Annotated in this window: 7 protein-coding genes and 2 pseudogenes; 1 reads left to right on the forward strand and 8 read right to left on the reverse strand. The window is 49.8% G+C overall.

The window, feature by feature from the left end; translation table 11 throughout:
• The 8 genes and pseudogenes from ACTQ3V_RS11920 to ACTQ3V_RS11955 form a co-directional block, all read right to left on the reverse strand.
• Positions 1-6,400 (reverse strand): beta-N-acetylglucosaminidase domain-containing protein (locus tag ACTQ3V_RS11920; protein WP_441467701.1); only part of this gene is annotated, 6,400 nt, incomplete at its 3' end.
• 343 nt (positions 6,401-6,743) lie between these two features.
• Positions 6,744-7,007: a hypothetical protein gene (locus ACTQ3V_RS11925; RefSeq protein ID WP_441467702.1), complete on the reverse strand. Its 264-nt coding sequence runs from the start codon at positions 7,005-7,007 to the stop codon at positions 6,744-6,746.
• A gap of 668 nt (positions 7,008-7,675) precedes the next feature.
• A pseudogene (locus ACTQ3V_RS11930) lies at positions 7,676-7,967 on the reverse strand (transposase); the annotation flags it as partial.
• A gap of 516 nt (positions 7,968-8,483) precedes the next feature.
• Positions 8,484-10,181: a recombinase family protein gene (locus ACTQ3V_RS11935; RefSeq protein ID WP_441467703.1), complete on the reverse strand. Its 1,698-nt coding sequence runs from the start codon at positions 10,179-10,181 to the stop codon at positions 8,484-8,486.
• A 100-nt stretch (positions 10,182-10,281) separates the two neighbouring features.
• Positions 10,282-10,431 carry a hypothetical protein gene (locus ACTQ3V_RS11940; protein ID WP_441467704.1) on the reverse strand — a complete coding sequence of 50 codons (150 nt, stop codon included), beginning with the start codon at positions 10,429-10,431 and terminating at the stop codon, positions 10,282-10,284.
• Between the two features lie 25 nt (positions 10,432-10,456).
• Entirely contained in the window at positions 10,457-11,446 is a 990-nt protein-coding gene (mobV, locus tag ACTQ3V_RS11945) for a MobV family relaxase (RefSeq protein WP_441467705.1), read from the reverse strand.
• Entirely contained in the window at positions 11,446-11,667 is a 222-nt protein-coding gene (locus ACTQ3V_RS11950; RefSeq protein ID WP_441208845.1) for an LLM class flavin-dependent oxidoreductase, read from the reverse strand. Before ACTQ3V_RS11950 ends, mobV begins: the two co-directional genes overlap by 1 nt.
• A gap of 153 nt (positions 11,668-11,820) precedes the next feature.
• Positions 11,821-12,072: pseudogene (locus ACTQ3V_RS11955) on the reverse strand (CHC2 zinc finger domain-containing protein); the annotation flags it as partial.
• 161 nt (positions 12,073-12,233) lie between these two features.
• On the opposite strand from ACTQ3V_RS11955, the gene ACTQ3V_RS11960 reads away from it, so the two are divergent.
• On the forward strand, positions 12,234-12,509 hold the full coding sequence (locus tag ACTQ3V_RS11960; RefSeq protein ID WP_441467706.1) for a helix-turn-helix domain-containing protein: 276 nt from the start codon (positions 12,234-12,236) through the stop codon (positions 12,507-12,509).
• The last annotated feature ends 1 nt before the right edge of the window (position 12,510 follow it).

Consider the following 12,510-nt stretch of genomic DNA (forward strand, 5'->3'; position numbering starts at 1 on the left):
CCTTGACAGCTTCGCTGCCCGGCAGATCCACCGTAATGGTCGGCGCGTTATTCCGATTGGTGGTATTCGGCACACTGGGCATCGGCAGAGCCACATTCTCTCCATTCTTCTGTGCCTCGTCTACCGCGCTCTGAGATACCTTAACCTCGGTTTCCACCTGTCCTCTCTCGTCTACGTTCGTGACAGAAGAGGAACCGTCATTTTTGGTGATCGTGGTAATTGTGCTGCCATCCGTGTTCTTCTGCACCACTTGCTTGGAGCCGTCCGGATATCTGGTGGTTTCTGTAACCGTTCCATCCGGTCGGGTCACGATCGTTGTGGTAGAACCATCCGGATTCTGTTGGGTTTCCGTCTTATCTCCCTCAACGGGGCTGCTGGTGTCACTGCTGCTGCCCGTGTAACTCCATCCAGCGTACAGCGTCAGATTCTTGGTGACAGGCGTATTGAAATCGTATGCCACTGTGCAAAGTGCATCCACATACCATCCGGTAAAGCTGTACTGCGCTCTTGCCGGATCCGCCGGACGGATTGCTTTCTCTCCGCCCTTGACCTGCTGCCTGATCGGATTGCTTCCGTCATTGGTCTGGAACTCAACCACATAGGACAGCGCATCACTTGTCACTGCAATGGTGAAATCCTGCGTGTACGCCACGCCAGGTGCCTTACCGTCCGCAATGGTTGCCGTCACGATTGCCAAGCCCTCACTTGTCGTATACAGGACATCATTCTGGATGCTTGCACCCGTGCTTCCTGCCTGTTTCACACGCCAGACAATTTGACGATTGGTCGCATCGCTGGGCATCACGGTACCGCTCAAGGGCAGGGCTACTCCTACCTGAGCCTCAACCGGCACGCCCGTGATATTCTGTACTGCTACAAAGGCGGGAGCGAGCGCTTCAAATTCTGCGGTTACTGTGACACCATAGCCGGGCATGATGAAGGAATTATTCGAAACCTCAACCGTAGTTTCCGGCTCACCGGTCTTGTAAACCTTGAGCGAGCCTTCCTTTGCCGCATAACCGCTGTCCGGTTCCAGCGTCACATCAATTTTCGTTCCTTCCTTCGCGCTGTTCGCACTGAGTCGGATGCTGCCATTGACCACTGTGTCTGCGGAGATGACATAGGTGCCCTGCGCCGCAACTTCCACGGTTACCGTGTAATCCTGCGTGGTTCCGTCTTCCGCTGTTACCTGATATGTGACAGGGCTGCTGAAATCCTGCTTAACACCGCTTTCCGGCGAAACCTTCGCGCCATTGCTCACGGTAATCGTAGGAACGAGCGCGGTCACATCCGTGCCATACGGCATTGTAACCGTAATCTGTGTACCATTGATCTGTACTGTTCCTCCCTCAATGGCAAAGGCGGTGATCTTCTTTTCCGAGCTCATGCCCTTCTCGACTTGAATGGACAGTGTCTGGCTGCCCGAACCTACACGGTTTGTTGCTGTGACCGTAAAGGTGAAGTTGCCTTCCGCTGTGGGGGTGCCACTGATCATTCCATCCTTGCTCAGAGACAGACCCGCGGGTAGCTTGCCGGAAGAAATGCTCCAAGTGATCGGGGTTTCGCCCGTTGCTGACAGACTCTCGGAATACGGTTCGTTCACCTTGCCGCTGTTTAGCGTCGTGGTGGTCACGACGGGCGCATCACCGGGAACACCTTTGGTGACATTCATAGACGCAGAAAGATTCTGCGGATTTTGGTACATGGAACTGGTGGGAGGAGACACGGTCAGCGCGATAGTCTGGTTTTGTAATGTGTCAAAGCCCTGTGTATCCCATTGACCTACCACCTGCACCTGCTCGGAGGCACCCCCTGCTGTTTGCCATGTGACATTGAGCAGCGGCGGCAGATCCAGATCCTTCACAGTGGCGCTATTGTCCACCGTTTTATCCTCAAAAGTATCGCTGATACCCGTATAAGTGATGGCGTTCAGGAATCGATCTCCTGTGACAATCCATTCCTTAACGGAAACGCCCGTGGCGCCAGTGCTGGAATTCGGATTCAGCGCACCGGACGGGAAGTAAAGCCGCAGATACCGCGCGCTGATGGGAGTGTTGAAAGTAAAGCTCTCAACAATATCTGTCTCATTGGATGCGGCTCTTGTGCGGGTATCAATACGAACCCAGTTCTGATTATCGTTAGAGGCTTCCACATAAAACTCCGTGGGCCATACCTTTAGATGAAATTTTACATCCATCTCCTTGATAAGAACCGGCCGTGTCCCGAGGTCTACAGATAACCACTGATCCGTGGCCTGCGCATTGCCCTGACGCATGATACCACTGCTCCAGCGGCTGGAATCGCTGCCGTCCACGGCGTAAGAAGCCTTTTGCGGCTGACCACTTACAAGCTCCTCGCCGGAAGCATCGGCAGGTTGGTTCAGGGCCAGATTACTATCGGTCAAGCCACCGTTGCCCACAACAACCGTAAACTGTGCAGACAGTTTTTTGGTATTATACAGGAAACGCCCTGTGGGAAGCGTGGAGGTTGCATCGATGATACCTTCCTGCTGGGTGCTTATGGTTGAAGGTGACCATGTTGGCAGCACACTGATTTCTGTTTCAGCTGCATTCATACCGTCAGAAATGGTGACATCCAGCAGCGTTGGCAACTCCACAGGCGCTCCCACATCGACTATCACAGGTTCAGGCTGTGTCACCCCCATATAGATCATGGAGGTTGTACGCCGAACACCAAGGATCTCCAATTCCTTGATGCTGATACCCTTCACGGCAGCATTCGGGTTCATATTACCGTCACCACCAAAGAACAGACGGACATAGCGGGCTGAAACCGGCTTGTCAAGCGTAGCGTTATTGGTGATATTCTGGCCTCCCGCCTGGTTGTTCAGTGTCTTGACCGTCACCCAGTTTGTTTTGTCATTTGAGACCTGAATTTCATAACTAATCGGATATACTTTAGCGTGATAGGAGATGTTAAAGGAGGAGATCAGGTTGATATCTTCCCCTAAGTCTACCAGAATCCAGCGATCTCCGCTGTTGGTCTGGCTTGCCCAGCGGGTGTTAGCATCACCATCTACCGCCATATCGGCAGTATAGCTGGTGTTTGCCTCAACGCCGGACGCCTCTGCGCTGCGCTTGAGGGCCAGATTTACTTCCTCCGTAGAGTCCGCGCTTTCACCCTCATTTAAGTAGATATTCTCTACGGCCTCACCTACGTCATCCACCTGAGAACCGTAGGTGAGCAGCAACTCATTTATCACTGCCGGGGTTCCCTGTGGGAAGTCGAGATAAATGGTGTGGATCCCATTGGCGGGCAAGGAGGAGAATCGGTTTAGGGACTGGGCAGCTGTACCCAGCGAATGAATCTGACCTGTAACATCTTCCACGCTTACCGCAGCATTGCTGATGCCGGCGGTGAGCAGGAGGATGCTATCCACATCCGTGTTGTCCGTTACATGGATGGTCATGCGGGTTTCGGTGGTTCCATCCAGCCGGAATACCGTAGACAGGTTGCCGTCCATCACAGCTTCAGGGCCATCGCCAGCCGGCACGCTGATCAGCTCAGAGGGGGTTCTGTCAGAGTCATCATAGCCAATGGAGACTTCGTGGATCTTCATGTACGCTGTCGCTGCCCCAGTATTTTTCAGGCGGATATACCGACCAACCTGCTGGTTAGCATCTACGGTATATTTGCGGTAAGGCGGATCGATTACACCGTCATCATTAATGGTACCAATAGGCGTAAATACCTTGTTGTCTGTGGAAATCGATACCTCAGCATAGTAGATTCTGGGCGTACCGTCCGCTGTGACAAACTGGATTTCACCCAGCGTCAATGCCTTTCCCAAATCGATTGTAAAATAGTCTCCTGCAGCCTGATTCTTTCCGGTCCAGACATAGGTACTCTCATTTCCATCCAGCATCTGAGGCCAGTCGTTTTCTTTCAGGTTAGTGATATTGGTATCGCTTACCTTCGCTTCGACTTTCCGGTTTTCAACCACGGCGGCAAGACGGCTGAGATTGATGGTTTTCGGCTGACTGCTCAAGTTGGCCAGTCGCAGATAACGCGCCAGAATCGGAGCGTCAAGCGTCCCTGCCGTGATATCAGTCCAGCTATCACCATGATAAGAGTATTGCAAGGCAAGTCCCTCTATCGCAGTACCCTCCAAATCAACCTGTGATATTTCCGCGATGCCATCCATCTTGATGCCCACGTAGTCGCCCTGCTGCATGGTTACATCCAAAAGGCCTCGTACACTAAACTCGTCCCCAACAATGGTGAGCGGCATTCGGGACAGGCTGGAAATATTGGTATAAATGCGGTTTGCGGGGATTTCCACCTCGATTGTTCCGATGATCTGGTCGGCTCTGGTCTCCACGTCGCTCATCAGTGCATTGACAAACGGGAGAATCCGCTTGGTACCTGCTTTTACGGCAGGGCGTACATTATTGCCGTGGGGGAAGAGGTATTTCCGCCCTTGGTAGCTGCTGAATTCAGCGGTTGCTATGGAGAAATTCCGATAAATTATATCGTCGCTGGGATTGCTCTTGCACATCTCCAGCTCTGCCAGCAATAATGCCTCTGCGGTCTTTGCCATATTATCGAGTGCGTGGAGCCATCCCTCGCCCGATTCGCCCCCTAAGCTGCCAGGGTTGGCCAGCTCTGCTTTCAGCGCCTCGTTTTCGCAATCCTGTTGGAACGTCTCCACCGCATCCTGAATATGACGCAGTTCTGCCAACAGGGTAATCGCATTATCATAGGCGGTGGGATCGGTAAGTAAAGTGCGGTTCAGCGCGGCACTCTTTACCTGTTCCAAGGCATCCGCGATATAAGCAGATTCATCAATTTGGCCGGCAATTCGGGTAGAGCCAGGTGCCTCACAGGCATTTCGGGCAATTGTAAAGTAGGCATCATATACCTCCGGCTGGAGATATTTAAAGCTCTGTTCCCACACATAGTCCGCATTGGCTTGCACATCGTGAACATTCCAGAAGTAGTTGGCCAGCTGGAAGTAGGCCACTTTGCTGGTTTCTGCGAAAAAGATGGGATTGGACACCGCACCGCCCAAACCGGTAATATCATCTTTTAAATAGTATTTTGCACTGCCCAGCAGAAGGCCGGATTTGGCATGTTCATTGCAAGGATAGTTGACCCAGAAAACAGGGGTTTGATGGCTGGACGAGTCATCCGGGTCGGTTGTATTGTCCACCACATAGTTGATAGAGTCTTGCCAAAACGGAGAGTTGACATCTCGGCCGGTCCAGAACAGCATGATATCATCATCCAAGTCCGTTAAACCAGTGATCTCCCGCTTGCCATTTCCGTTGGCCCAGCTGTTGTTATAATTTTGCGGACAATAAATCAGCGGCGGGAAGCCCTGCCCCGTGAGCCATGAATTCATTTCGTTGACTACATAGACCACGTCTGCAGTAGAACCGCTGCCAAAGTCATCATTTAGAATCGCAAACTGGCGCACACCAATATCAATCATCTGCTGGAATTTATCTTTGAGCTGCTGAATTTGTGTGGCAGAATTGCTGCTGTTGTAACTTCTGAAAAAGGTTCCGGTATGGACAGACCAAGAAAAGTCCACATTTGATTCCTTGCCAATCTGCACAAGCTCTTCAAAATAGGCAATCTCTTCTGGAGGATACAGTTGCTCCCACTCTTCATGATGGTACGGATCCGTTTTAGATGCGTAGATGAAGATATTCATCTTCACATCCCGGCAAAACCGGATCTGTTCCCGACGCTGCTCTTCTGTGAAACCGCCGTAAAATCCCTCCACAATGCCTCTCAGCGGGATGGAGGCGTAGTCCTTAATGAGTACAGGTACAAGCCGCTCCCCTTCCAAAGAGGAAAGCATCATGTTCAGGGTAGCCACACCATAGTAGATGCCTCTGGAGTCCTTGGATACAATAGAGACCTTCCCGCCGCTTACGGACAGGGCGTAAGCATCCGTATTGTTGTAGTGCTCGGACGGCACAGAGGACAAAGCGCTCGCCGCAGCGCTGCCATCTCCGACCAAGCCCAGAAACAGATCCGCGCTTTGATCATCTGCTGCCACAAATTGGGCGCTGTGGCCATGCTCTCCCAGCACCTCATTTAGATATGCTTTCGTTTCTTGAGTGATTGTGTCAGGCGCAGCAACTTTAACTGCATCCGGCAATGTCACAGCATCCCCACCCGGGTAGCTGATCTCCTGCGGGACCGGATAGATCTGGTATTGATCCGGGCTGCTGCTGGTTGGGTCGCCTTCCACCCAAACATCCTGATACAACTCCAGCAGCTTACTTTGTACCGCCTGTTCAATCTCATCTGCGGTAGGTTCTGCTGCGGAGGCCGCGTCAGGAATCATTGCCAAGACCATGACACATACCAGTAGCATGGATAAGAGTCGGATCCGAATCCCTGTGGTTGGTTCACTACGTTTCATTTTCTTTCCTCCTATTCGCTCCTTGGACAGAGCGCAAAATACTCTTTCAGTGCACCGCCATCTCACCATTTGACAAATCGGATATATACGGATTACCAGAGACCATAGACCTCCGGTGGTTCCCGCTATTGTACGCCGCTCCCGGCAATTCACATCATCCCGCTTAGAATTATTTGGCTGCCCTTTCAGGGGCTCAATCACTCTCCCTTTTCTCCGGCCGCAGCAGAAAAGCATCTGTCGGACCATCTCCTCTGGTATATCGGCGCAGTACATTCGCATGTCAGAGCGGTAAAATATCTCTGCACCGTGCCTTTGTTCTGCAGCGCTTGTGAATCAACCTTTGTCAAGCCCCGCAAATGTTTTTGCGCATCAGCGCATAGTCGATAGCAGGTCCCATAGTTCGGGCATCGTGTTCCCGGCAGCCCACCCCGCAGACTGCACCCCCTATAGCAGAGGTATTACTACCATCTTTGTAGAGTTTTCCGGCAGACGAGGTGAAATACCACAGGCTCATCGCTTCTTTTTCGGCACAGTACCGATTGGATTTTCGATGCCCAACCGTATTTCTGCCGACCACCTTGGGCAGTTCAAACAATGTGACAAGCAATTTATCCCCCTACAACAGGTTGTGCAGGGGGTGGTACAGGAAATTTCATCGAAAGAAATGAGCGCTCCCAGTGCGCTTGTCCAACGCAGGTGTAGCATGACCATCTGTGCTCGCGGCGAACCCTCCCCGCCAGATAGCGGATGCGCGCCAAGTTTCCGGGGACGCTCTGAGGGCGATGGTAACGGCCGCGATTGGCCTTGTATACAGCCGCTTCTGCTGGCCGAGTGGCCTCGACCAGAGTGTTAAAGTGAGAATTCTCAATATCAAATCAGTTTGTCATGCTGGTTTTCGAGTTCTTTCTTAAAATAAAAACATAGCGCGTTTCGACTTTGGCATCCGCGCCCTATCCAGGATATGCGTTTCTGCTACCGCTGGCTCTATATAAGCAAATTTACCATTTATATACTATTATGTTATAGTATATTTATGAAATAAAACAAGTATGATATTTTTTCATACCTGCGCACCAGCAGCGAATATTTAAGGCAACACCGCACAGTAAACAGTGCTGCCTCGCGTCCTATTAATTACGCTTTAAACACTGAGAGTATCTGGAGTGACCAACGATAAGGAGTGAAGAAAACATTGTTATTGAGAAGTTGTGCTTGCAATGCTGTTTAACGAATTAAACAAGCGTCATAACGGGGGCAGATAAAAATTTGGACAAGTCATGCCGAGAACCCAAGATGCTGTCTATATTTCAAAGGACTGCGTCCGCCTAAAGATAGCTTGATACGGTTGCGGCTATACCAATTGATATAGCCATCAAAGTCTCGGCCAAAATCGTCAAGCGAGTCCCCTACCCATAAGTGGCCATAAAACATTTCGTTTTTCAACCGTCCTAAAGAAGCTTTCACATGCTGCGTTATCAGAGGAACATCCCTTCTTGGACATAGAGTGCGTGAGGCCATCGCTATTCATCCGTTCAATCCATCCGGGCCATCCTTTATCTGAATGTACAGTCGACGGTGGAGTAACCAATACTTGGATTCGGCTGGTGCATGCCTTGAACCCGCAGGAGAATGGCAATCTTGCGTCCTGTGAATGGGATTGCATTCCGTACAGCCATGTTTCTCTTCTATACCAGCCTTTTTTCGTTCATGCCAGCGATAAGTGTCGATTTGCTCGGGTATCCCAACCGTCGGATTACTGTAGGCACAAATCACAACCGCTCATACTCTTGCAGCACACTTTCTTCCTTTTCCTTCTCATATATTTAGTGCCTCTTTTTCGTGTAGTATAACTTTTTGTCCGCATTTCGACGTATTAATCTCAAAAAACCGGTCAGGTGGTTGTGGAAGGACAATCTTTCTTCATTTGTTTTTATCCGCTTTTGCTTCTATACATTAGAAACCCGGCTCATGCGTGATGCATAAACCGGGTTTCTCGACAGACTGTACTTTGCTATGCCTTTTCTCAATAACAATTTTTTGTTAGCTTCTCATCGTTGGTCACTCCAGTCGTCAGGGCCAAGTTTCACTGGATATAATCATCGGGAGTTTTTCTAACCAAACTGACAACCGTCTCAACTTGTGTATCATTGTCCAAACTCAAACTCATATCTTCCTCAATAATCGGGAGCTTGAATTTGATGGACTTGAGCCACTGTCCGTTGGGCTGGCGTTCCTCATATATCTGGATTTCGGAAATCAATGCTTCCATGATCTGCCGCTTTTCCTGCTCGCTCATGACGGCGTATAGCTTGTCGAAGTAGATCAGCACCTTGTAGATGTTATCCCCGGTGAGCTTTTCCGCTTCGATTGCCATTTTCTTTGCTCTGGCGGCGATCAGCAGATTTTCTGTATTCTCGATTTTATCATACATCTTGTAAAGTCGATCATCAAGGTCTGCCTTGCGTTTGTAGTAGTGTTTATCGTCCGGGTCAAGGGAATCTATTTCCTCCATCAGCTTTGATTTCACAGAATAGCTCTGCCGGAGCTGTTTTTCGTAATTGGCGATCTCCTGTTCAATGGCGGCAGTGTCCACCTTCATGTTGATTTTTTCCTGCATCATGGCGGCAAACTTGGGATTGCTGACCAGCTTGACAATGACCTCTGCCACAGCACTGTCCAACAGTTCCTCGTGAATCTGCTTTCGATAATCGCACTTGTGCCCACGGGTCATAGTGCGGTGCTTGCAGCCATAATAGAAAAAAACCTTGTACTTTGTCCCGTCTGACTTGTGCTTGATGCTCTTGTTGCCATACATCCCGGCTCCGCAGATTGGGCATTTGACGATACCAGACAGAAGATGCACCTTGGTGTCCTTACCACGGTTCACATGTTCATACTTTTCAGCCTGCGCCAGCAGTTTCACCTGTGCTTCGTGCCAGAGTTCTTCCGACACAATCCCCTCATGCTGGCCGTCCACCAACAAATAATCGTCCTGCTCCACAAGCCGGTAATCATTCCTGGTGCCATGCACCTTCTCCGTTCTGCGTCTGCCATAGGCGATTTTCCCACAGTACACAGGGTTTTTCAGTATTCTCCGGATAAGGGCCGCATCGAACAGCGGATTTTTTCCGTTCTGTCGCTGGATTTTGTGAATACCATGTTGGTCAAGATATTTGGCAAGACCATTTGCACCCATGTCGGTATGCACATACTGATCGAAGATCACACGGATTGCAGCCGCTTCTTCCTCGTTGATGAAAAGTTGGCCATTTTCCAGCTTGTAGCCATAGGGCGCAAATCCGCCGTTCCATTTGCCCTCACGGGCCTTCTGAATTCTGCCCTCCATTGTTTGGACACGGATGTTTTCTCGCTCAATCTCCGCAACGGCTGACAGAACAGAGATCATCAGCTTACCGGCATCCTTGGAGGAATCAATCCCATCCTCCACGCAAATCAGATTGACGCCGAAATCCTGCATGACCTGCAAGGTGGACAGCACATCTGCCGCATTTCTGCCGAAGCGGGACAGCTTGAACACCAGCACGAAGGATACACCATCTTTCCCGGACTTTATATCTTCCATCATGCGGTTGAACTCCGCTCTGCCCTCAATGGATTTACCCGACTTCCCGGCATCCTCATACTCACCGACTATCTCATATTCATTATACTCGGCAAAGGCTTTCATTCTGGATTTCTGGGCATCCAGAGAGTATCCGTCGATCTGCATGGCGGTGGAAACTCTCGTATAGATATATACTTTTGTCTTTTCTTTTTTCATCTCACGATCCTCATTCGTGCCACAGCCATGGCACCTTTATGTATCCTTACTCCGAAGCTCTTTCGGAGTAAGTTTGGACAATTATTGCACGATTATTATATCATGCCGGTTTAGTTTTTTCAATAGTGTCCTCTGGCTGTTCGGGAATATTTGCAGCTCCGGCAGTTTCTTTCCCTAAACAATTCGGCGGCTCTGGAAGGTTGTCAATATCCAGAACCGCCGCATATTTTTCTATTAAGTTGGCAAGCAAATCAGCAAAGCCGCTCCACTCATCCTTATTCCAATCCGCTATAATGGTTTACCTCCTGTTTCTTACTGCCACGCTGTGTGTACGCCTGGATGATCTCCGGAGGGATACGGTCAAGAATCCCTTTTACCCGTTCATAATCGCTTTGCAACCTTGCTTCCTGTAATTTCTTGACCGTGCTTTCCTCCTGGCTTAGTTCCAGAGCTGCGCTCAGTTCGCCATTTTCCTTTTTCAACGCTTTTTGCTTGGCGTCCGCAGTTTTGAAAAATTTCTCGTATTTCTTCATCTGCGTTTCCATCGCCGCAACATCCGGGATATATTTCTCCAGAAATGCGGCAATCTGCGTTGTCCGCTCCTTGTAGTTGGTAAACTTCACATCGGAAAGCATTGCGTCCAACTTCTCCATCTGTTTTGTCAAACGGGTCATCTGTTTGAACACTCTCGGCGGGATATGGTCACGGCCAGTCTCACTGGCACTCTCGCCACGCTCCAATACCGGATACTTCCTGACCATGTGTTCCCAGAACTTGTCCTGCCATTGGGTCATCTTTTTGCGGTTTCCCAGAATCTCCTTGGCACACAACCGCTTGTCCTCGGTCAGCGGGACAAAAGAAAGGTGCATATGGGGCGTTTTCTCGTCCATATGCACCACGGCGGATATAATGGTTTCAGGGGATTGGTTCTGTCGGATAAACTCCAACGCTTCATTGAAGAATTCCTTGATATCAGCCCGTTTCTTGCCCTTGAAAAACTCCGGGCTTGCGGTGATCAGAGCTTCTACCACACGAACACTGTCGGAGCGAGTGCGGCATCCGGCTGCGGCAATTTGCCGTTCGGACTCTGCCCGGTACTTTCTTTCCGGCTTAACAAGGTGGAAATTCAAATGGCTCCGGCTGGTGTCAATATCTGGATTGCTTGCGTACTCTTCCTTGGTGCGCTCATTATGGGCTTCAATACGCCCGATCTCCGGCCCCTTATACTTGGCAAATCTCAAAATAGCAAACTGTCCTTTTTCCATTATTTTTCCCGACCTTTCTGCCACACGATGTCGTAACCCAATACATCAGCAAGCTCCAAAACCTCTTTATAACGGATACTTTCCCGCTGCAGTTTGGCCGACAGGTTGGAAACGCTGTCCGACCAGCCGTATTCGTCATGCAGCAGGTCAACTACTTCCTGCATCGTCATTCCGGCACGAATGATCTGTGCTTTGATTTCGTTACGTACATTCATATTGATAAAGTCCTCCATAAAATTTCATTGTTGGTTCGGTGAACACTCTGCGCTTCAAAGCAGAGCAGATATACCGAATCGTGAAAAAACTGCAATCTCTGAAATCCGTTCAGAATTTCTCCTGTGATGTCCTGTCCATATCTGACCATATCCCACTTTACCGAAGTCCACAGCCAGCCTTTGCGCCGCTTCGTAGCTGCTGAGATCAAACATCTGTGCCGCAAAGTCGATCACATCACCTTTGGCTCCGCAGCCGAAGCAAAAGAAATATTCCTCATTCAACTTCAAGCTTGGATGCCTGTCATTGTGGAATAGGCAGCAAGCCATGCCGTTGCGGTTGACTTTCAGCCCGTAGTGTTCGGCGGCTTGTCTTACGGGAACTGCCGCCTTGATGGTTTCAAATAGATTCATACGCATACCTCCATAATTAATTTGACAATTCTTGCTTGTCACCTGAATATACGGAGAAAACAGCTTTCAACCGAAAAATCCGGCACTTCTGCAAAAAAAGAAATCGCCGCCCTGAATTTTTGCAAAAATGCAAAATACACAGGGCGGCGAATGTTCACAATATGCATCTTGATATTGTTCCGCAAATAGAATATAATACTGTTAGATTTAGACGAAAAGGGGTGTTGAGGGTGCGCTATTTATCAACTTTTGAGGTGGCGGAGAAATGGGGGATTTCTCCTCGTCGTGTGGGTGTTCTCTGTTGCCAAAACCGCATCCCCGGCGCACAGCAAGCAGGAAGCCGCTGGATTATCCCAGAAGATGCAGAGAAGCCCGCTGATGCCAGAATCAAAAGCGGCAAATATATCAAAGCAAAAAATAAGGAAAGGGGGACATAAC

The sequence above is a fragment of the Candidatus Agathobaculum pullicola genome, from assembly GCF_052117205.1.
GTDB lineage: Bacteria > Bacillota > Clostridia > Oscillospirales > Butyricicoccaceae > Agathobaculum > Agathobaculum pullicola.